Annotated in this window: 20 protein-coding genes; 12 read left to right on the top strand and 8 right to left on the bottom strand. The window is 68.4% G+C overall.

Going from position 1 to position 21,202, the window contains the following annotated elements:
- The first annotated feature begins 55 nt into the window (after positions 1–55).
- Entirely contained in the window at positions 56–1,138 is a 1,083-nt protein-coding gene (locus PE061_RS02720) for a phosphatase PAP2 family protein (RefSeq protein ID WP_271257687.1), read from the top strand.
- A gap of 3 nt (positions 1,139–1,141) precedes the next feature.
- On the opposite strand, the gene PE061_RS02725 is transcribed toward PE061_RS02720, so the two are convergent.
- Positions 1,142–1,519 (bottom strand): GtrA family protein, encoded by a 378-nt coding sequence (locus tag PE061_RS02725; RefSeq protein WP_271257688.1) that lies wholly within the window; start codon positions 1,517–1,519, stop codon positions 1,142–1,144.
- Positions 1,516–2,490 carry a glycosyltransferase gene (locus tag PE061_RS02730; protein ID WP_271257689.1) on the bottom strand — a complete coding sequence of 325 codons (975 nt, stop codon included), beginning with the start codon at positions 2,488–2,490 and terminating at the stop codon, positions 1,516–1,518. Before PE061_RS02730 ends, PE061_RS02725 begins: the two co-directional genes overlap by 4 nt.
- A 124-nt stretch (positions 2,491–2,614) precedes the next feature.
- On the opposite strand from PE061_RS02730, the gene PE061_RS02735 reads away from it, so the two are divergent.
- On the top strand, positions 2,615–4,390 hold the full coding sequence (locus PE061_RS02735) for a hypothetical protein (protein ID WP_271257690.1): 1,776 nt from the start codon (positions 2,615–2,617) through the stop codon (positions 4,388–4,390).
- Here the strand turns inward: PE061_RS02735 and PE061_RS02740 are convergent.
- The 4 genes from PE061_RS02740 to PE061_RS02755 are packed head-to-tail and all read right to left on the bottom strand — an operon-like array spanning position 4,380 to position 6,716.
- Entirely contained in the window at positions 4,380–5,000 is a 621-nt protein-coding gene (locus PE061_RS02740) for a MarC family protein (protein ID WP_271257691.1), read from the bottom strand. The genes PE061_RS02735 and PE061_RS02740 overlap by 11 nt on opposite strands.
- Positions 5,000–5,899, bottom strand: coding sequence for a bifunctional methylenetetrahydrofolate dehydrogenase/methenyltetrahydrofolate cyclohydrolase FolD (gene folD / locus PE061_RS02745; protein ID WP_271257692.1), 900 nt, complete (start codon positions 5,897–5,899; stop codon positions 5,000–5,002). The genes PE061_RS02740 and folD overlap by 1 nt, the downstream gene beginning before the upstream one ends.
- A gap of 11 nt (positions 5,900–5,910) precedes the next feature.
- Positions 5,911–6,213, bottom strand: a complete 303-nt coding sequence (locus PE061_RS02750) for a YggT family protein (RefSeq protein ID WP_271257693.1) — start codon at positions 6,211–6,213, stop codon at positions 5,911–5,913.
- 38 nt (positions 6,214–6,251) lie between these two features.
- Entirely contained in the window at positions 6,252–6,716 is a 465-nt protein-coding gene (locus tag PE061_RS02755) for a MarR family winged helix-turn-helix transcriptional regulator (protein WP_271257694.1), read from the bottom strand.
- Positions 6,717–6,796: 80 nt separating this feature from the next.
- Between PE061_RS02755 and hppD the strand changes: the two genes are divergently transcribed.
- The 5 genes from hppD to PE061_RS02780 all read left to right on the top strand — a co-directional run bounded on the left by hppD (position 6,797) and on the right by PE061_RS02780 (position 12,100).
- Positions 6,797–7,879, top strand: coding sequence for a 4-hydroxyphenylpyruvate dioxygenase (hppD, locus tag PE061_RS02760; RefSeq protein ID WP_271257695.1), 1,083 nt, complete (start codon positions 6,797–6,799; stop codon positions 7,877–7,879).
- Positions 7,880–7,882: 3 nt separating this feature from the next.
- Positions 7,883–9,010 carry a homogentisate 1,2-dioxygenase gene (locus PE061_RS02765; RefSeq protein WP_271257696.1) on the top strand — a complete coding sequence of 376 codons (1,128 nt, stop codon included), beginning with the start codon at positions 7,883–7,885 and terminating at the stop codon, positions 9,008–9,010.
- Between the two features lie 11 nt (positions 9,011–9,021).
- Complete coding sequence (locus PE061_RS02770) at positions 9,022–10,428, top strand: M20/M25/M40 family metallo-hydrolase (protein WP_271257697.1); 1,407 nt, start codon at positions 9,022–9,024, stop codon at positions 10,426–10,428.
- Positions 10,425–11,432: a fumarylacetoacetate hydrolase family protein gene (locus PE061_RS02775; RefSeq protein ID WP_271257698.1), complete on the top strand. Its 1,008-nt coding sequence runs from the start codon at positions 10,425–10,427 to the stop codon at positions 11,430–11,432. The genes PE061_RS02770 and PE061_RS02775 overlap by 4 nt, the downstream gene beginning before the upstream one ends.
- A gap of 122 nt (positions 11,433–11,554) precedes the next feature.
- Positions 11,555–12,100, top strand: coding sequence for a PAS domain-containing protein (locus tag PE061_RS02780; protein ID WP_271257699.1), 546 nt, complete (start codon positions 11,555–11,557; stop codon positions 12,098–12,100).
- Positions 12,101–12,213: 113 nt separating this feature from the next.
- Here PE061_RS02780 and PE061_RS02785 read toward each other — a convergent pair whose 3' ends face one another.
- Positions 12,214–12,948, bottom strand: coding sequence for a cold-shock protein (locus tag PE061_RS02785; RefSeq protein ID WP_271257700.1), 735 nt, complete (start codon positions 12,946–12,948; stop codon positions 12,214–12,216).
- A 346-nt stretch (positions 12,949–13,294) separates the two neighbouring features.
- Here PE061_RS02785 and PE061_RS02790 point away from each other — a divergent pair, with 346 nt between their 5' ends.
- From PE061_RS02790 to PE061_RS02805, 4 genes are all read left to right on the top strand, one after another.
- Positions 13,295–15,121 carry a DUF885 domain-containing protein gene (locus tag PE061_RS02790; RefSeq protein ID WP_271257701.1) on the top strand — a complete coding sequence of 609 codons (1,827 nt, stop codon included), beginning with the start codon at positions 13,295–13,297 and terminating at the stop codon, positions 15,119–15,121.
- Positions 15,122–15,370: 249 nt separating this feature from the next.
- The gene (locus tag PE061_RS02795) at positions 15,371–16,171 is read left to right on the top strand and encodes a crotonase/enoyl-CoA hydratase family protein (RefSeq protein WP_271257702.1); all 801 of its coding nucleotides are present in this window, start codon (positions 15,371–15,373) and stop codon (positions 16,169–16,171) included.
- Positions 16,172–16,200: 29 nt separating this feature from the next.
- Positions 16,201–17,424, top strand: coding sequence for a CaiB/BaiF CoA transferase family protein (locus PE061_RS02800; protein WP_271257703.1), 1,224 nt, complete (start codon positions 16,201–16,203; stop codon positions 17,422–17,424).
- Positions 17,425–17,442: 18 nt separating this feature from the next.
- Positions 17,443–18,609 carry an acyl-CoA dehydrogenase family protein gene (locus PE061_RS02805; RefSeq protein WP_271257704.1) on the top strand — a complete coding sequence of 389 codons (1,167 nt, stop codon included), beginning with the start codon at positions 17,443–17,445 and terminating at the stop codon, positions 18,607–18,609.
- Here the strand turns inward: PE061_RS02805 and PE061_RS02810 are convergent.
- Positions 18,569–19,534 (bottom strand): formylglycine-generating enzyme family protein, encoded by a 966-nt coding sequence (locus PE061_RS02810; protein ID WP_271259115.1) that lies wholly within the window; start codon positions 19,532–19,534, stop codon positions 18,569–18,571. The genes PE061_RS02805 and PE061_RS02810 overlap by 41 nt on opposite strands.
- Before the next feature lie 149 nt (positions 19,535–19,683).
- Between PE061_RS02810 and PE061_RS02815 the strand changes: the two genes are divergently transcribed.
- Positions 19,684–21,165, top strand: coding sequence for a sulfatase-like hydrolase/transferase (locus tag PE061_RS02815; protein WP_271257705.1), 1,482 nt, complete (start codon positions 19,684–19,686; stop codon positions 21,163–21,165).
- The last annotated feature ends 37 nt before the right edge of the window (positions 21,166–21,202 follow it).

Below are 21,202 nucleotides of genomic sequence, written 5' to 3' on the forward strand. Positions count from 1 at the left end.
ACCCGCCTTAACCCCGCGCCCCTAGGCTCGCCGCACCATGCAGACGGCGGGCGCGATGAAAGCGGATAGCGGCGAGCTTCGCGCGGCGGGCGCGATGCTCGGCGTCGCGGGCCTGTACATGGCCGCCGTGCTCAGCACGGGCCTCGTCCCCACGGGCCAGTTCGTCCAGCTTTTCAGCGTCTACGCGCAGTCGCTCGGCGCGCTGACGCTCGCGGCGGGCGGCATCGCGCTGTTCGTCGAATGTGGCCGCCGGGCGCGCCGCGAGGGCGCCGCCCCCTCCCCGTTCGGCGTGATCCGCGCGTTCGTGGCGCTGCGCTGGCAGCGCGACCGCTTCCTCAGCCTCGCCGTGCCGCCGCTCGTCTGCGCGACGATGCTGGCGACGTTCAACGCCTTCAAGCAGGCGATCCTGCCGCGCGCGGGCTTTCACCTCGATGCGCTGTTCGCGGCGTGGGACAAGGCGCTGTTCCTCGGCACAGATCCCTGGGTGGTGACACACAAGGTGCTGAGCGGCCCCGCCGCCACGCTCGCCGTCGACAGCTTCTACCACGGCTGGTTCGTGCCGATGACGCTCGGCGTCATCGTCTGCGCCTACCTCCGCGATTCGCACCTTCGCACCCAGTACGTGCTCAGCTACGCGGTCTCGTGGATCCTGATCGGCTCCGTGCTGGCGTGGCTGCTCCCGGCCGCCGGACCCTGTTTCTACGACGATTTCGCCGGCGGCGCGCCGACCTTCACGGCGCTGATGGACACGCTCGTGGGCTACGACCGCACGCTTGTCGCCGAAGGCGGCGCCGGTCTTGCCGCGCTCAAGAACCAGCAGGCGCTTCTCAATCACTTCGGCGGCAGCGGCCCGCTCGTGCTCGGCGGCGGCATTTCCGCGATGCCCTCGATGCACAATGCGCTCGCCGTTCTGTTTGCGCTCGGCGGGATGCGGATCAACCGCGTGCTCGGCTGGGTGATGTGGATCTACGCGGTGCTGATCTGGATCGGCTCGATCCACCTCGGCTGGCACTATGCGATCGACGGCATCGCCGCCGTCGTGCTCGTCATGCTCATCTGGTACGCCTGCGGCCGCGCCGCGGCGGCCATGCTCGCCGCGCGCCAGCACCGCGAACCCGTGCTGGCGCTCGCCGAATAGGCGTCAGCGCGCGAAGACGGCGAACTTGTAGCTGAGGAAGTTGAAGCCCATCGCCGCGACGGTCGCGGCGGCGAACGCCGGTATCGTCGCCGCACCGGCATAGGTCAGCGCCGAGAAGGTCGCGGCGTTGACCGCAAGCCCGCCGAGCGAGGCCCCGACATAGCGGCCGAACTCGCGCCACGTCGGCGGCGCGTTCACCCGGAACGTCCAGCGCCGGTTGCCCGTCCACGTCGTCAGGATCGCGAGGCCGAGCGCCGGAACCTGCGCCGCGTAGGGGGAAAGCCCGATCCGCACGAGCCCTTCGAGGCTCGCCGCGCCGACGACGAAGGCTGCGCCCCCGACGCCGAGGAACACGGCGCCTTCGCGAAGGCGCGCCTTCACGGCGTCGGCAGCCCGCGCTGCGTCAGCAGGAACATGCGCTTCAGTTCCACGCGCGAGCGCGAGACCGAATCGAGGATGAGCCCGCAGGTCGCGGACATCGCCGCGATGATCATCAGCGCGGCGGCGAGGATCGCGGTCGGGAAGCGCGGCACCAGCCCCGTCGCCAGATACTCGGCCACGACCGGCAGGCCGAACGCCAGCGACGCCGCCATCAGCAGCGCGGCGAGACCGCCGAAGAAGAACGCGGGCCGCGTTTCCTTGAGCAGCAGGAAGAACACCGAAAGGATGCGGAAACCGTCGCGGAACGTCCTCAGCTTGCTGACCGAGCCCTCGGGTCGCACGCCGTAGTCGATTTCGATCTCCGCCACCGGCAGCATCAGCTGGCTCGCGTGGACGGACATCTCGGTCTCGATCTCGAAGCCGCGGCTCACCGCCGGGAACGTCTTGGCGAAGCGGCGGCTGAACACGCGGTAGCCCGAGAAGATGTCGCTGAAATCGTCGCCGAACATCCACTGGAAGACGCCGTTGAACAGGCGGTTGCCGAGCGCGTGGCCCGAACGCCCGGCGTCCTGCCGCACGCCGCGCCGCGTTCCCACCACCATGTCGAGCCTGCGCTCGACGAGCGCCTTCACGAGCATCGGCGCGTCGACCGCCGCATAGGTGCCGTCGCCGTCCGCCATCACGTAGATGTCGGCGTCGACCTCGGCGAACATGCGGCGCACGACATGGCCCTTGCCCTGCCGCGTCTCGCGGATGACGACCGCGCCCGCGGCTTCCGCCACGCGCGCCGTGTCGTCGGAGGAATTGTTGTCGAACACATAGACGACCGCGCCGGGCAGCGCCTCCGCGAAGCCCGCGACGACATCCGCGATCGTCGCCGCCTCGTTGTAGCACGGCAGCACGACGGCGGTCGAAAGCCCGACGCGCGGGTGCGCGGTGTCGAACTGCGAGGCGGAAGGAATGGAGACCATGACGTTTCCCTGGCAGGCGGAATGTCCCGATGCTGCGGAGCCTAGGGCGGCGATGGCTTCCAACTGGTTAATATCCGCCCTTTCGAAGCCGACTGTTAACCATGTCCCGCGTAGACCGGCGCGCATGGACACCGATCGGACCCGCGGCCTCCTCGTGCCGCTCATCATCGTCTGGCTGCTCGCCGCGCTCGCGCTCACCCTCGTGAACCGCGCGGACATCGCCGCGCTCGACCTTCCGGACACCGACGACGCGCAGCGGCTGATGCAGGTGCGCGACTGGCTCGGCGGGCAGGCGTGGGGCGATGTCGACCAGCACCGCATGAACCCGCCCGCGGGCGCGGACATGCACTGGTCGCGCCTCGTCGACCTGCCGATCGCGGGCATCATCGTCGTCACCGAGCCGGTTTTCGGCCGCGCCGCCGCCGAGCGTATCGCCGGAACGGCGGTGCCGCTCCTCGCCCTGTTCGTGGCGATGGGCGCGGCCGCGCTCACCGCCTTCCGCCTCGCCGGGCGGCAGGCCGCCATCCTCGCGGCCGTGTTCATCGCGGCGAGCGGCCAGATCCTGTCGCTGTTCAAGCCACTCAGGATCGACCACCACAACTGGCAGATCGCCCTCATGCTGTGCGCCGTGGCGGCGCTCGCCGATCCGCGCCGCCGCTTCTCCTCCGGCGTCCTCGCCGGGCTCGCCACCGTCGCGGCGCTGGTCATCGGGCTCGAGATGCTGCCGCACCTCGTCGTCGCGGGCGCGATCCTCGTGCTCGGCTGGTGCCTTCAGCCCGCGCTCGGGCGGCTGCTCGCGGGCTACGGCGTCGCGCTCGTCGTGGGGTCGGCGCTCGCCTATCCGGCCTTCGTGCCGCCCGCGCGCTGGTGGTTCGCCGCCTGCGACGCGATCTCGCCCGTCTATGCCGTCCCGCTCGTGTTCGGCGGCGCGCTCGCCGCGCTGCTGCCGCAGATCGACCTGCTCACCACGCCGCTCAGGCGCGGCATCGCTGCCGCCGCGGGCTTCGCGAGCGTCGGCATCGCCGTGCTCGTCGCCTTCCCGCACTGCGCGAGCGGCCCGATGGGCACGCTCGACCCCGCCTTCCTGCCGGTCCTCGCCCGCATCAGCGAGGCGCGCTCGATCGTCAGCTACCTCGGCAGCGAGCCCGAAACCGCGATCGCCTTCGGGCTTTACCCGTTCATCGGCATCGCCTGCGCGTTCGTCATGCTGCGCCGCGCGGACGCCGACCGGCGCTTCGGCTGGAGCCTCGTGTTCGGCCTGCTCGCCATCACGACATGGCTGATGTTCCTGCAACTGCGCGCCGCGACCGGCCCGAACGCGCTCGCCGCCGTCGCCGCTGCCGCCGTCGCCGCGATGCTGCTGCCCCGCGCCCGCGCGATCCCGGCGATGCTGCCGCGAATCGGTGCGACCGCGCTCGTGCTCGTCGGCCTCACCAGCGCGCTTCCCATGTTCGCCGCGCTCGCGGCGAAGCGCGTCGGCGGCTCCGGCAACGCCGCCCCAGCAACGGACACGCTCGCGTCCTGCACGGCGTCCGCGACGCTCGCGCCGCTGAACGGCGTGCCGAAGGGCATCATCGCCGACGTGTTCGACATGGGCCCCGCGATCCTCGTCCACACGCCGCACGGCGTCATCGCCGGCCCCTACCACCGCAACGCGGCCTCCATCGCGGATTCCGTCCGGCTGTGGCGCGCGGGGGACGACGAGGCGAAAGCCATCGCCGCCCGCTACGGCGCGACCTATGTGCTCGGCTGCGTCGGCACCAACGACCTCGCCGCCGCGAAGAAGGACGCGCCCGAGGGGCTGTGGGCGCACCTCGAAGCCGGTGAAGTCCCGGCATGGCTCGAACCCGTGCCGATGCCGAAGGGCTCGCCCTTGCGGCTCTACCGGATCAAAGGCTGAAGCTCGCCCGGATTCCGTCGATCACGTACTGCGCGGCGAGCGCGGCGAGGATGACGCCGAGCAGCCGCGTGATCATCGCTTCGATCTTCTCGCCGAGCAGCCGCATCAGCGGCCCGGCGGTGAGCAGCGCCGCGAGCGTCAGCACGAGCACGATGCCGAGCGCGGCGAGCACGACGCTGCGCTCCGCCCAGCCGTTCGCCTGCGAGGTGAGCAGCATCACGCTCGCGATCGAGCCCGGCCCGGCGAGCATCGGGATCGCCATCGGGAACACCGAGACGTCCTCGATGTCCTTGGACGCCACCTCCTGCGCGCGCGCGCTACGCCGCTCGGTGCGCTTCTCGAACACCATCTCGGACGCGATCAGGAACAGGAGGATGCCGCCCGCGATGCGGAACGCATCGAGGCTGATGCCGAGCGCGGCGAGCATCCCCTTGCCGAGGAAGGCGAAGAACAGCAGCACGCCCGCCGCCACCAGCACCGAGCGGATCGCCATCGCGCGGCGCTGCTGCGGGGACGCGCCCGCCGTCAACGAGGAATAGATGGGCGCGCATCCCGGCGGGTCGATCACCACGAACAGCGTGGCGAGCGCCGAGACGAACAGCTCGGTCATTACAAGCCTTCGGGCGCCGGCAGCCCGGCGCGGCGATGCGCGGCGACGAGCGTGTTGCGCAGAAGCACGGCGATGGTCATCGGCCCGACGCCGCCCGGCACCGGCGTCACCGCGCTCGCCGTCTCCAGCGCCTCGCCGTAGGCGACGTCGCCGACGAGTCGCGTCCTGCCCTCGCCGCGCTCCGGCGCCGCGATGCGGTTGATGCCGACGTCGATGACGACCGCGCCCCGCTTCAACCAGTCGCCGCGCACCATCTCGGGCCGTCCCACCGCGGCGACCACGATGTCCGCCTCGCGCACCACGGCGGGCAGGTCGGCGGTGCGGCTGTGCGCGACGGTCACGGTGGCGTTCGCGGCGAGCAGGAGCTGCACCATCGGCTTGCCGACGATGTTGGAGCGGCCGATGACGACCGCGCGCTTCCCCGAGAGGTCGCGGCCCAGCCGGTCCTCCAGCAGCATCATGCAGCCGAGCGGCGTGCACGGCACGAGACCGGGAAGCCCGGTCGCCAGCCGTCCGGCGTTCACGATGTGAAACCCGTCCACATCCTTGTCGGGGTCGATCGCCTCGATCACCGCGCTCTCGCGCATGTGCTTCGGCAGCGGCAATTGCACGAGGATGCCGTCGACGCTGTCGTCGGCGTTCAGCCTTTCGACGAGCGCGACGAGATCGGCCTCGGGCGTCTCCGCAGGCAGGCGATGCTCGAAGCTCGCCATGCCGGCCTCGACCGTCGCCTTGTGCTTGGAGCCGACGTAGACCTGGCTCGCCGGGTCCTCGCCGACCAGCACGACCGCGAGGCCGGGCCGCCTGCCGGTCGCGGCGAGGAACGGTGCGACGCCTGCGGAAATACGTCCGCGGAGACCCTCGGCAAACGCCTTGCCGTCGATACGCTCAGCCGTCATTCGAAAAGCCCTCAACCGGCCATGATGTCGAAGACCAGCGCCGGAACCAGCCGCTGGATGAGGATCAGGCCTAGGATCAGCACCATCGGCGAAAGGTCGATGCCGCCGAGGTCCGGCAGCACGCGGCGGATCGGCCGCAGCATCGGCTCGGTCAGGCGGTCGAGCCCGGTCAGCAGGCTGCGCACGAACTGGTTGCCGGTGTTGATGACGTTGAACGCCACCAGCCAGCTGATGACGACCTGCACGATGATGATCCAGATGACGAGCTGGACGACCATCGTGAAGATACCGAGCAGAGCCGCGACCGTATTCATGCTGATCAATTCCTTGGCACGCCGTGCAGGCCTGTCTCCTAGCCGCGCGCCGGAACCGTGTCCACCGCGACGTCTTCGGTCTCCGCGGCAAGCCCCGCCTCGATGGCGTCCATCGCCGCGAGCAGCCCGGCCTTGTCGCAGCGCGCCGCGATGTCGGCCTCGACGGCGAGCACGCCCGGCGCGATTTCGCCGTACAGGCGCTCGCCGTCCGCGGTCAGCGTCAGCCGCGAGGTGCGGCCGTCGCGGTCGTCGGCCTCGCGCCGCATCAGCCCGCGCGCGATCAGCGCGGAGACGGCCCGGCTCACCGTCGCCTTCTCCATCGGGGTCATCCGCACCACGTCTTGCGCGCTGCGCCCCGGCTTTTCCGCGACCGCCGCGAGCACGCGCCACTGCGGCGAGGACAGCCCGCAGCCTTCATAGACGCACGCCAGCCGCTGGCTCAGCCGGTCTGAGAGCACCGCGAAGCGGTAGGGCAGGAACGTATCGAGACGGATCGGGGCCATATCGTTCCACTTGCAACAAGTTTCATATGAAACTAATATCACGAAATAACGACTCGAAGCAAATGAGGGAGAGAGCGTCAATGGCCGACCTTTTCGAAAACCCGGCGGGGCTCGACGGTTTCGAATTCCTTGAGTTCTCCGCGCAGGATCCCGCGCTCGTCGACCGCGTGTTCCGCCAGCTCGGCTTCACGCCCATCGCCAAGCACCGCTCGAAGGAGGTGACGCTCTACCGGCAGGGCCACGTCAACTTCCTGCTGAACGCCGAGCCGCGCTCGCCCGCCGCCTTCTTCGCCGAGGAGCACGAGGCCGGCGCCTGCGCGATGGGCTTCCGCGTCAAGGACGCGGCAAAAGCTTATGCCCACGCCGTCGCGAACGGCGCCGAGCCCGCGCCGACCGCGACCGGCTGGATGGAGTTGAAGCTCCCCGCCATCAAGGGCATCGGCGGCAGCCTCATCTACCTCATCGACCGCTACGGCGACGACGCCGACATCTACGACATCGACTTCCGCTATTTCGACGGCGTCGACCGTCATCCCAAGGGTGCGGGGCTGGAGATCATCGACCACCTGACGCACAACGTCTATCGCGGCCGCATGAAGTTCTGGGCGGAGTTCTACGAGAAGCTCTTCAACTTCCGCGAGATCCGCTACTTCGACATCAAGGGCGAATACACCGGCCTCACCAGCCGCGCGATGACCGCGCCGGACGGCAAGATCCGCATTCCGCTGAACGAGGAAGCCAAGCAGGGCGGCGGCCAGATCGAGGAATTCCTGATGGCGTTCAACGGCGAGGGCATCCAGCACGTCGCGCTGTCCACGAACGACATCTATGCCACCATCGACGCCCTGCGCGCGCTCGGCCTGCCGTTCATGACGCCGCCGCCCGAGACCTATTACGCGATGCTGGGCGAGCGCCTGCCCGGCCACGGCGAGCCGGTCGACGCCATGAAGGCGCGCGGGCTTCTCCTCGACGGCTCCACCGAGAACAACGACCCGCGCCTGCTCCTCCAGATCTTCTCCGGCAACATGCTCGGGCCGGTGTTCTTCGAGATCATCCAGCGCAAGAAGGACGAGGGCTTCGGCGAGGGCAATTTCAAGGCGCTGTTCGAATCGATCGAGCGCGACCAGATCGAGCGCGGCGTCCTCGAAACGACGGAGGCCTGAGCCATGAAGCGCTACCTGAACTTCCCGCTGGTGAAGGGCGAATCGAGCCGCCAGGCGCACGCCGACCTCCCCGAAGGCACTTACGAGCGCGAGATGTCGAAGGAGGGCTTCTTCGGCCCCGCCGCCTTCTTCTATCACCGCAATCCGCCGACGGGCTGGACCGACTTCGACGGGCCATTGGCGCCGCGCGCCTTCGACCTCACGCAGATCAACGAGGCGCCGAACTCGCTCTGGTCCGCCCCGGTCGTGCTGCACAACAAGGCCACCGAAATCCGCCTGTGGCGTCTCGCCGAGGCCATGCCGAGCCTCGACCGCAACGGCGACGGCGACCAGATCCTGTTCGTGCACCGCGGCGCGGGCGATTTCTTCTGCGATTTCGGCCATCTCGCCATCGGGCAGGGCGACTATGTCGTCATCCCGCGCGGCACGATGTGGCGCATCGCGCCCGCCGAGCCGATGCAGATTCTCGCCATCGAGGCGACGAACAGCAGCTACACGCTCCCCGACAAGGGGCTGCTGGGGCCGCACGCGATCTTCGACCCTGCGGTGATGGACACGCCCGAGATCGACGACGCCTTCCGCGCGCAGCAGGGCGACATCGAAACGCGCGTCGCGGTGAAGAAGCGCGGGGCCGTCTCGTGGATGACCTTCCCGTTCAACCCGCTCGACGCCGTGGGCTGGCACGGCGAGCTTTCGGTCGCGCGGCTCAACGTGCGGGACATCCGCCCGATCATGAGCCACCGCTACCACGTGCCGCCCTCGGCGCACACGACCTTCCTCGCCGACCGCTTCGTGATCTGCACGTTCGCGCCGCGCCCGTTCGAGACCGACCCGAAGGCGCTGAAGGTGCCGTTCTTCCACAACAACGACGACTACGACGAGGTGCTGTTCTACCACGACGGCGACTTCTTCAGCCGCGACAACATCCACCCCGGCATGATGACGCTGCACCCCACCGGCTTCACGCACGGCCCGCATCCCAAGGCGCTCGGCCGCATGTTCGAGCAGCCCAAGCCGATGACCGACGAGTACGCGGTGATGATCGACACGCGCGATCCGCTCGAAATCGGCGAAGCGGCTTCCGCTGTCGAATGGACCGGTTACAAGGATAGCTGGAAAAGCAAGTCCTGAAGGGGGTCCACATGAAGGCCATGATCCTGTCCGCGGCGACGCTGTGCCTTGCCGCGGCGGCGGCGAACGCCGCGGCGCCGGACTCGCCGCAGGGCACCGCCGCGCTCAGCCTCTACAAGGACATCGTCGAGATCCGCTCCGCCGCGGGTCACGGCAAGGTGCCCGAGGTGGCGGCGCGCGTCGCGAAGGACCTGAAGGCGGCCGGGTTCGCGGAGGCCGACATCAAGGTCGTGCCGATGGGCGAGACCGTCTACCTCATCGCCCGCTATCCCGGAAAGGCAGGGAGCAAAAAGCACCCCATCGCCTTCCTCGCGCACATGGACGTGGTGGACGCGAAGCCCGAGGACTGGTCGTTCGATCCCTTCGTGCTGCGCGAGGCGGACGGCGACTTCCTCGGCCGCGGCACGCTCGACAACAAGATGGGCGTCGCCCACCTGACGCGCGCCTTCGCCGATCTGAAGGCAGGCGGCTTCGTGCCGGACCGCGACCTCTACCTCGCCTTCTCGGGCGACGAGGAGACGGGCATGGTGACGACGCGCGCGCTCGTGGACGCCCTCAAACCGGTGAAGCTCGAATATGCGCTGAACTCGGACGCCGGCGGCGGCGCGCTCGGCCCGGACGGCAAGCCCCTCGGCTACGGGATGCAGGTGGCCGAAAAGACCTTCGCGACGTTCGACGTGACGATCCGCAACGATGGCGGCCATTCCAGCCGTCCGCGCAAGGACAACGCCATCTACGATCTCGCCGCGCTCCTCAAGAATGTGGAAGCACTGAAATTCCCGGTCATGGCGAACAGCGTGACGCGCGCCTCGTTCGGCGCGATGGCGCGGGAACTGAAAGCGGGCCAGCCGCAGGTCGCCGAGATGCTGCGCCGCTTCTCGGAAAACCCGGACGACGCCGAAGCCGCCGCCGCGCTCGCCGCGAGCGAGGAATTCGAGCCCGAGATGCGCACCACCTGCGTCGCCACCATGCTGAACGCGGGCCACGCCGAAAACGCGCTGCCGCAGCGCGCGGTCGCCACGGTGAACTGCCGCATCTTCCCCGGCGTCGAGGTGGCGGCCGTGCAGGCCGCGCTCGAACAGGCGGGCGGCAACCCCAAGGCCGAATGGAAGGTGCGCGGCACGCCCACGGCGAGCCCGGTGTCGGAGCCGCGGCCCGACGTGACGGCGGCGGTCAAGTCCGCGCTGGCGCTGCACCACCCCGGCGTCGTCATCACGCCCTACCAGGAATCGGGCGGCACCGACGGCATGTGGTTCCGCATCGCGGGCGTTCCCACCTATGCGGTGTCGCCGATCTTCATGGACATGAAGAAGATGCGCGCGCACGGGCTCGACGAGAACGCGCCGGCCCTTTCCTTCTACAACGGCCTCGACTACTGGCCGCACCTCATCCGAACGCTTGCAGGGGGAAAGAAATGAAGCTCGCCAGCCTGAAAGGCGGCCGCGACGGCCGGCTCGTCGTCGTCTCGAAGGACCTCGCGTGGTGCGCGGACGCCTCCGCCATCGCACCCACGCTTCAGGCCGCGCTCGACGACTGGGACGTGGCGGCGCCGAAGCTGGAGGCGCTCGCCACCGACCTCGCGCACGACGTGATCCCCAAGGACCGCTTCCACGAGCGCGAGGCGCACTCGCCGCTGCCGCGCGCCTATCAGTGGGCGGACGGCTCGGCCTACGTGAACCACGTCGAGCTGGTGCGGAAGGCGCGCGGCGCCGAGCTTCCCGAAAGCTTCTGGACCGACCCGCTGATGTATCAGGGCGGCAGCGATCTGTTCGTGGGGCCGCGTGACCCCATCGTGCTCGCCGACGAGAGCTGGGGCTGCGATCTCGAAGCCGAGGTCGTCGTCGTCACCGGCGACGTGCCGCAGGGCGTCTCCACCGCCGATGCCCGCGCGCACATCCGCCTCGTCGGCATCGTCAACGACGTCAGCTTGCGCAACCTCATCCCCGCCGAGCTCGCCAAGGGCTTCGGCTTCCTCCAGTCCAAGCCCGCCAGCGCCTTCTCGCCGGTGTTCGTGACACCCGACGAACTCGGCGACGCGTGGGACGGCGGCAAACTCTCCGGCACGCTCAAGGTCGATCTCAACGGCCAGCCGTTCGGCCGCGCCGAAACGCACGTCGACATGACCTTCGATTTCGGCGTGCTCATCGCGCACCTCGCCAAGACGCGCGAGCTGGAGGCGGGCTCGATCGTCGGCTCGGGCACGGTTTCGAACCGTGACGCGGGCGGCGGACCGGGAAGACCCATCGCGAAAGGAGGCCTCGGCTATTCCTGCCTCGCCGAGGTGCGCATGGTCGAGACGATCCTGTCGGGGAAGCCGGAAACGCCGTTCCTGAAATACGGCGACACGGTGCGCATCTGGGTCGACGACGCCTCCGGCCACAGCATCTTCGGCGCCATCGAGCAGACCGTCGCCCCGCGCTGAGCCAGCGCTGAGGCTACGCTGAGTCGGGTTGCCGAGGCGGCACGCGCGTTTCCAACCTGTTAACGCCTGCTCAGGCAGGGTCCCCACGGGATTCACGGGCGGGCTTCACAGGGACGCGCGACATGGCACTCGGCAGCAAGGTTTCAGCGCTTCGCCGCGCAAAGGCGCTGCCGCCTGTCGGCACGGGCGCGCGCGAACGCCGGCTGCATCTTCAGGCGCACAACTACTGGGCGACGCTGCCGCGCGCCGGCAGCGTGCCGCACTGGCGCGATTTCGATCCGATGATGATCGACGACCGCTGCACGCAGAGCTTCGTCATCGACCTCGACGCGGGCGAACCGCCGCACCTCCGGCTGATCGGCGAGGCGCTCCAGGCCGAGGGCGGCGTCGGCACCGACGTCATCGGCCTCGCCGATGCGCCGCCGGGCTCGCTGCTGATGCGGATCAGCAGCTACCTGCCCGAGCTTCTCACCCGCGCCGTGCCCCTGTCCGTCGAGGCCCCCTACGAGACCACCGACGGCATCCCCGGCATCTACCGCGCGCTGCTGATGCCGTTCACCACCGACGGCAACGGCATCGACGTCGTGTTCGGCGTCGTCAGCTGGCGCGAGACCGCGCGCGCCGGCGAACGCCCCGACGCCGCGCGCATCGTTCCGATCAGAAGCTGAAACGACTGCCCCGACCGGGGGGCGGGAAACGAAAAGGGCCGACGCGATCCGCGCCGGCCCCTCCTGCGTTCGATCCTCCCCGAATCGAAACGGCTGATCGAAACGGCCGTCGGCTACAGCAGCTCGATATTGCCGGCCGCCACCTTGCCGCGGCGGTCACGCGCCAGCTCGAAGCTGACCCGCTGGCCTTCCGCAAGGCTCGTGAGACCGGCGCGCTCCAGCGCGCTGATGTGCACGAACGCGTCCTGCTTGCCGTCGCCGCGCGAAATGAAGCCGAAGCCCTTCATCGTGTTGAAGAACTTGACCGTGCCCTCGATGCGCTCGCCCGGCGTGAAGTCGTCGTCACCCGCGCTGCCCGGGGCGGGCCCGCGCTCGCGCGCCGGACGGTCGGGACGCTCCGGCGCCTCGCCGTCGATCACGAGGTCGGAGGCCGAAAGGCGTCCGCCGCGGTCGAAGATCGAGAACGTCACCGGCTGGCCCTCGTCGAGCGTCGTGCGACCGGCGCGTTCGACCGCGCTGATGTGCACGAACACGTCCTCGCCGCCGTCGCGGGCGATGAAGCCGAAGCCCTTCGTCGCGTTGAACCATTTCACGGTGCCCGATGACGTGCCGAGCGACGTGCCGGGATCGCGGCTGCCGCCGCCGCCCCCGAAGCCGCCACCGCCGCCGCGGAAACCGCCACCGCCACCGCCACCACCGCCGGCGCCGAAGCCGCCGCGATCGTTGCCGTAGCCACCGAAGCTGCGGCCGGCATCGTAAAAGTCGTCGCCACCGCCGAACGAATCGCGGCCTCCGCCGCGGCGGTCATAGCCACGGTCCCCACCGCGCTTGCGGCCATCAAAACCCATGTCGTGATATCCAGTCTGAATGACGTCGGCAGCCGGGCGCATGCCGCCACAGCACTGTCGTTCTCGGCCAAATTCTATTCGCGGCGTTCGACAGCCTGTTGTTCCCAAAACAAAATCCGTGCGCCCACGGACATTCCTGACGAGCGTTCGCACCAGTCCGAAACTGGCACGTACCTCATGAGCTTACATGAGATTCGCGGAGCCTGCGAGCGAAAAAGACGCGTTCTCAATTCTTTCCGGCACGCGCCGCCCGGACTTGCCATATGCCCTGTTCGACGGGCGTATAGCAAGTCCGGGCGGCGCGGCGTATGAACCGGTCATGATCGCTTTTCCCGAAAGGACCACCATGACGCGCACCCTTGCGTCCGCTTTCGCCGTTGCATTGTCCCTCGCGCTTGCCGCCCCGGCGGCGGCGCAGGCCCCGGCAGCGGCCACCGCCCCAGTGCAGAACACCGCCCAGAATGCCGCGCACGAAGCGCTCTGGCAGCTCTTCCGCGATTCGGATGAGGCGAGCCTGAAGCGCAACCCGATCCAGGCGCTGTTCCGCGGCGACATGCGCTATGCGGACCGGCTCGGCGACTACATCACCGACGCCTGGTACGACGCGGAGCGCGCGGCGGGCGAAAGCGACCTCAGGCGCCTCGAAGCCATCGACCGCACCCGGCTCGACGCCACCGACCGCATCGCCTACGATGTTTTCAAATGGCAAACCGAGGAGAATCTGAAGGGCCTGACGCCCGAAATCCTCGCGCTCACCGCCGTGCGCCCGATCAACCATTTCACGGGGTTCCACACCTTCTATCCGTCGTTCGCCTCGGCGACGGGCGGCGCGCCCTTCGCCACGCTCGCCGACTACGAGAACAACCTGAAGCGCCATCAGGATTTCGTGACGCTGCTCGACCGCTCCATCGGCCGCTTCCGCGAAGGCATGGCGTCGGGCGTCGTGGAAACCAAGCTCACCATCAATAACGTCATCGAGCAGCTCGCCACCCAGCTCGCCGAGGCGCCCGAGGAGTCGCCGTTCTACAGCCCAGTGACGCAGTTCCCGGACGGCATATCGGCGGCGGACCAGACGCGCCTCAAGGCCGAGTACCGCGCGATGATCGCGGACAGGATCTACCCGTCCTACAAGCGGCTCCACGATTTCCTGAAAGCGGAATATCTCCCCGCCGCACGCGATCAGGTCGGCCTTTCCGCCATGAAGGGCGGCCCCGTGCTCTACGCGCAGCTCATCGAGAACACGACGACGCTGCCGCTGAAGGCGGAGGACATCCACAATATCGGTCTTGCCGAGGTGAAGCGCATCCACGCCGAAATGGAGAAGGTGAAGGCGGAGGTCGCCTTCAAGGGCACGCTCCCCGAATTCTTCGAGTACCTGCGCAGCGATCCGAAGTTCCAGCCGAAATCGCGCGAGTGGCTCACCGAGAAGTATTTCGAGATCGGCAAGGCCGTGGACGCCAAGGTGCCGGACTATTTCTCCACCGTGCCGAAATCGCCGCTCGACATCCGCCCCTACGAGCCGTTCCGCGAGAAGCACGAGGCGGGCGGCTCCTACATGCCCGGCACGCCCGACGGCACGCGCCCCGGCATCTTCTACTTCAACGCCTACGACCTGCCCTCGCGCACCACGCCGGGCATGACGACGCTCTACCTCCACGAAGGCGCGCCGGGGCATCATTTCCAGATCAGCCTCGCGCAGGAGAACGAGGCGCTGCCCAATTTCATGCGCTTCGGCGGCAACACCGCCTATGTCGAGGGCTGGGGGCTTTATGCGGAAACGCTCGGCTACCCGATGGGCTTCTTCGACGATCCCTACCAGCGCTTCGGCACGCTGTCGGACGAGATGCTGCGCGCCATGCGCCTCGTCGTCGACACCGGCCTCCATGCGAAGGGCTGGACCCGCGATCGGGCGATCGAGTACATGCTCGCGAACAGCGACATGGGCCGCACCGACGCCACCGCCGAGGTGGAACGCTACATCGCCATCCCCAGCCAGGCGCTCGCCTACAAGATCGGCGCGCTCAAGATCCAGGAGCTCCGCGCCCGCGCCGAGAAGGCATTGGGCAAGACATTCGACATCCGCGATTTCCACGCGCAGGTGCTGATGACCGGCGCCCTGCCGCTCGCGGTGCTGGAGAAGAAGATCGACGACTGGATCGCCTCGAAGAAGTAGGCGTCGCGCCGCCTGCCCTCGCTTTTCCGGTATTCCGTGTCGGAAACAGGAACTCACTTGACACTATGTAAAGTTGCGTGCAGTTGCCGCGCTTATACGTTGTCAGGACGAGTGGGACGGACTGCGAAGGGTATGAACGCCGGGCGGCGGCAGGCCTGAACCGGCTTGCCGAATGCCTCGTGACGCCGATTGCCGGCAAGCTTCCGACCCGCTCCGCGCTTGGCGTCTGTCTTCGCGGAAGGGAGCGAAATGTCTGACCCGGTTTTGATCGAGACGGAAGGCGCCGTCGCAATTCTCACGCTGAACCGCCCCGAACTGCGCAACCCGGTTTCCGATTCCGACATGGTGGACGCGCTCGTGGCGGCGCTTGATCGCCTGAACCGGGATTTCTCGGTCCGCGCCGCGATCCTCACGGGCGCGGGCAAGGGGTTCAGCTCCGGCGGGAACCTGCGCCGCATGGGCGAGCCGGGGGAACTCGGCGGCAGCACCCCAGTCGAGACGCCCACGGATTACGCGCGCGGCATCCAGCGGCTGCCGCTCGCCTTTCAGGCGCTCGAGATTCCGATCATCGCCGCGGTCAACGGCGATGCCATCGGCGCGGGGTGCGATGTCGCCTGCATGTGCGACATCCGGATCGCGGCGCAAAGCGCCCGCTTCGCCGAGAGCTTCGTGAAGCTGGCGCTGATTCCGGGCGACGGCGGCGCATGGCTGCTGCAACGCGTGGTCGGTTTCTCGAAAGCCTGCGAGCTGGTGTTCACCGGGGACATGATCGACGCGAACGAGGCGCTCGCCTGCGGGCTCGTGTCGCGCGTCGTGCCGGACGACGACCTGCTTCCCGCGGCGCGCGCGCTCGCCGCCCGAATCGCGGCCAATCCGCCGCACGCGCTCCGCATGACGAAGCGCCTCCTCGTGCGTGCGCGCGACACCCGCCTCGACGAGCACCTTGCGAGCGCCGGGGCGTTGCAGGCGCTCGCCCACACGACCGCGGACCACCGCGAGGCGATCGCCGCCTTCCGCGAAAAGCGCGCGCCGAACTTCACCGGCCGCTGAGCGCGCAGGTCTCGGGAGGAGGAATGGACATGCACACGGCAGGGTCAGGCGGACCGCTGAAGGGCTTCCGGATTCTCGACATGACATCCGTGCTGATGGGGCCGACGGCGACGCAGCTTCTCGGCGACATGGGCGCGGACGTCATCAAGGTCGAGCCCCCCGACGGCGATCTCGTCCGCCAGGTCGGCCCGGCGCGGAATCCGGGCATGGGCGCGCTCTATCTCAATGCGAACCGCAGCAAGCGGAGCATCTGCATCGACCTCAAGACCGCGGAAGGCCGCGATCTGCTGCTGCGCCTCGCGAGGGACGCCGACGCGCTCGTCTACAACGTGCGGCCGCGGGCGATGGCGCGGCTCGGCCTCGACTACGAGGCGGTTTCCGCGGCCAATCCGCGGATCGTCTATGCGGGCCTGTTCGGTTTCGATCAGGCAGGCCCCTATGCGGCGAAACCCGCCTATGACGATCTCATCCAGGGGGCCTCGGGCCTCGCGGCGCTGATCGCGCGCGCCGGCGACGGCGTGCCGCGCTACGTGCCCTCCGCCGTCGCGGACCGCGTCGTCGGGCTGATGGCCGTCGGCGTGATCTGCGCGACGCTGCTGGAGCGCGAGCGGTCGGGCCTCGGCCAGCGCGTCGACATCCCGATGTTCGAAACCATGACGGCCTTCGTGCTCGGCGATCATCTGGGCGGTCTCAGCTTCGAACCGCCGCTCGACGGCGGCGGCTACGCGCGGCACCTGACGCCCGAGCGCCGGCCCTACGCGACGCGCGACGGCTATATCTGCGCGCTGCTCTACAATGATGCGCATTGGCAGCGCTTCCTGCTGCGGGTCGGCGAGGCCGCGCTTGCGGAAGACCCGCGCTTCGCCACCCTCGCCAGCCGGCTTCAGAACATCGACCACGTCTATGGCGCGCTGAGGCGCATCTTCCTCGAACGAACGACGCGGGACTGGCTGGAGCTTCTGGACGAGCTCGATATTCCGGCCGCGCCCTACAACGACCTGCCGGGCATCCTCGACGACCCCCAGCTCCGGGCATCGGATTTCTTCCAGCGCGCGGTGCATCCGAGCGAGGGGCCGATCCGCACGATGCGTCTCCCTGCGCGCTGGTCGCGCACCGCCCCCGCGGTCGGTCGGCTCGCGCCGCGCCTCGGCGAGCACGGGATCGAGGTCCTTCACGAGGCGGGACTCGCCGAAAATGACATCGCACGGCTGCTCGATGCGGGCGCGGTGCGGGTCGACGCGGCGCAGCGCTGAAAACCGGAAAGGCAGGCCATGGAATTCTCGTTAACCCCCGAACAGCGCGCCGTGCAGGACGCCGTCGGCGAGATTTGCCGCGAATATACCGACGAATACTGGCTCCGGCGGGATCGCGAGGGCGGCTTTCCGGAACAATTCTACCAGGAGTTCGCGGCGGGCGGCTGGCTCGGCATCTGCATTCCCGAGGCGTTCGGCGGTTCCGGGCTCGGCATCGCCGAGGCCGCCGTGATGATGCGCACGATCGCCGAATCGGGCGCGGGCATGTCGGGCGCATCATGCCTCCACATCAACATCTTCGGCCTCAATCCGGTGGTCGTATACGGCAGCGACGAGCAGCGCCTGCGTATGCTGCCGCCGGTGGTGCAGGGCCGCACCAAGGCCTGCTTCGCCGTCACCGAGCCGAACACGGGGCTGAATACGACGCAGCTGAAGACGCGCGCCGTCCGGCGCGGCGATCGCTACGTCGTCGACGGGCAGAAGGTATGGATTTCGACCGCGCAGGTCGCCGACAAGATCCTGCTTCTCGCGCGCACCACCCCGATCGAGGAGGCAAAGTCGCCGACGCACGGCCTCAGCCTGTTCTACACCGATCTCGACAGGAGCCGGATCAGGGTCAGCGAGATCGAGAAAATGGGGCGCAAGGCCGTCGATTCCAACGAGCTCTTCATCGAGGGGCTGGAGATCCCGATGGAGGACCGCATCGGCGAGGAGGGACGCGGTTTCGAATATATTCTCGACGGCATGAATCCGGAGCGCATATTGATCGCCGCCGAGGCCGTGGGCCTGGGGCACGCCGCGCTGCGCCGCGCGACCGGCTATGCGAAGGAACGGGTCGTTTTCAATCGCCAGATCGGCAAGAACCAGGCCATCCAGCATCCGCTTGCCGAGAACTGGATGGAGCTGGAGGCGGCCTGGCTGATGGTGTGCCGGGCCGCATGGGAATACGATAGCGGACAGCCCTGCGGCGCCAGCGCCAACGCCGCCAAGTATCTTGCGGGCGAGGCGGCTTTCAAGGCCTGTCAGCAGGCCGTGATGACGCACGGCGGGTTCGGCTATGCAAGGGAATATCACGTGGAGCGTTATCTCCGCGAAAGCCTGATCCCGCGTATCGCGCCGGTCAGCCCTCAGCTCGTGCTCTGCTTCATCGCCGAGAAGGTGCTGGGGCTTCCCAAGTCATACTGACCGGCGCCCCCCCGGGGAGGCGCACCACGCAGCGGAAGCCGATGTGCGAGGTCGAGGTGTCGACCGTCTCGGGATGGCGCGCCGCGGGGCGATAGCGGCGGCAATAGTTGTCGGCGCAGAGATGCGACCCGCCTTTCAGCACCTTGCGGCCGAAAGCGACGCCGAGGGAAGGATCGCGGCTGGCGCGTTCGCTGCCGCCGCGCGGGTTATGCGCCGCGCAGCAGGACGATTTCCCGCCTGCCTTTCCCTCCGGCACCGACCACCAGTCTGCGGTCCATTCCCAGACGTTGCCGATCATGTCGTGGAGGCCGTATCCGTTCGGCGGATAGGCCCGCACCGGAGAGGTCCGCTCCCACCCGTCGAGCATCAGGTTCGAACACGGGAAAAGACCCTGCCAGTAATTGGCGAGCATACGCCCTTCCGGCGCAAGTTCGTCGCCCCACGCATAGTCGGCGCCGTCGAGGCCGCCGCGCGCGGCGAATTCCCATTCGGCTTCGGTCGGCAGCGATTTCCCCGCCCAGCGCGCATAGGCTTCGGCGTCGCTGTGGCTGACGTGGACGACCGGGTGGTCGCCGAGCGCGTCGATGCTGCTTTCCGGCCCCAGCGGGTGACGCCAGTCGGCGCCGAAGCGGAATTCCCACCACGCGCCGGGATCGCGCATGTCCACGGGGCCGCGTGTCTTTTCGAAGACCGCCGAGCCCGCACGCGCCATATGCGGCAGCAGTCCCGGATACAGGGCGGGATCGGGCGCGGTCTCGGCCGTCGTCACATGGCCCGTGGCGTTTGCGAACGCGGCGAAGTCGCGGTTCGTCACCGGGGTTTCGTCGATTAGGAAGGCGCCCACCTCGACGAGACGGACCGGCCGCTCCTCCGCATAGAAGCGCGCGGAGCCCATGCGGAAACGCCCGCCGGGAATGTGCCGCATCCCGGCCCGGCCAAGCGCAGGGTCCAATCTTTCAGCCATGCCTTTCAGCCACCCGGAAATCCCGTCCCGATGATATATCCACTTGCATATGTATGTGCATATGATACCCCCGCGCAATCGCGATTGGCGTGAAACAAGGGGTTCGCGAAATGCCGATGCCGTTCAGGAAAACCGCGCTTCTTCTGGGCGCATGTCTCGCCGTCGGCGCGGCTTCGGCGACAGCGGCGAAACCGGCGGGACCGCAGCGGCCGAACGTCGTCGTCATCGTCACCGACGACATGGGATACGGCGATCCGTCGCTCTACGGGAACCGGCTGATCGAAACGCGCAATATCGACAGCATCGGCCGCGAGGGCGTGATGTTCACCGACGGCTATGCGTCTGCGCCGCTGTGCTCCCCCTCGCGTGCGGGCCTCGTCACGGGGCGCTATCAGCAGCGGTTCGGATTCGAGCAGCAGATTTCCAACGGCGCGTTTCCCGAACTCCGCGAGGTCCGGGAAGAGGACGGCAGCCTCGCGCCCGTTCAGGGCGAAGCGGAATTCCTGCGCCGCGGCGTGCCTGCTTCGGAGAAAAACATCGGGGAGATCTTCCGGTCGCAGGGATACCGCACGGCCGTGATCGGCAAGTGGCATCTCGGCAACGGCCCCGAATTCCTGCCGAACAACCGCGGCTTCGATCATTCGTTCGTGTTCTACGGCAACACGAGCCTTCAATCGAAGAACCTCTCCGATCCGGACATGCTCAGCTTCAAGGTCGATTATCACGACGAGCTGCCGCTCGTCGCATGGAGCCGCGAGGGCCTGAACGCGGTTCGAAAGAACGGGCAGATCGTCAATGTCGAGGACTTCCTGCTGTTCCGCTTCCGCGACGAGGCCGTGCAGTTCATCGAGGACAACAAGAACAAGCCGTTCCTGCTCTATCTGCCGCTGAACGCGCCGCAGCCGCCGCTGCAGGTGCCGAGCACCTATTTCGAGCGGCTGCGGGCCGACATCCGCAATATCCACGCGCGCGCCTACAACGCCCTGCTGCTCGCCGAGGACGATGCTGTCGGCGCGGTTCTCGACAAGCTGAAGAGCACGGGCCTCGACAGGAACACGATCGTGTTCTTCGTCAGCGACAACGGCTCGGCGGTGAGCCGGCCCGGGCGCAACGTGCCCTTTTCCGGCGGCAAGACCTCCACGCTCGAAGGCGGCATCCGCGTCCCCTACATGATCCGCTGGCCGGCGCAGCTCCCGGCGGGTCAGGTCTACCGCAAGCCGGTCAGCCTGCTCGACATCCTGCCCACGGCCGCCGCGGCCGCCGGACTCGCGCTGCCCCGCGACCGCGCGCTCGACGGCGTCAATCTGCTGCCCTACCTGAAGGGCGCCGGGGGGGCGCCGCACGACATCCTCTACTGGAAGCTCGGCGCCGAATCCGCCGTTCGCATGGACAGGTGGAAGCTCTGGCTGAACACGCGGACCGGCGCGGCGAAATTGTTCGACCTCGAGCGCGATCCCGCCGAGGCGAACGATCTTTCCGCGTCCGAGCCTGCCGTGTTCACCGACCTCAAGGCCCGCTACGACGCGTGGAACGCGGCGCTGCCGCCGCGCGCGTGGACAACGGTCTCTCCCGCCCCGCGCAAGCTGAAATAGGCCGGGAGAGGTCTGGCCATTTGCGGCCGGCCGCGCG

The sequence above is a fragment of the Sphingosinicella microcystinivorans genome, from assembly GCF_027941835.1.
Classification (GTDB): Bacteria; Pseudomonadota; Alphaproteobacteria; order Sphingomonadales; family Sphingomonadaceae; genus Sphingosinicella.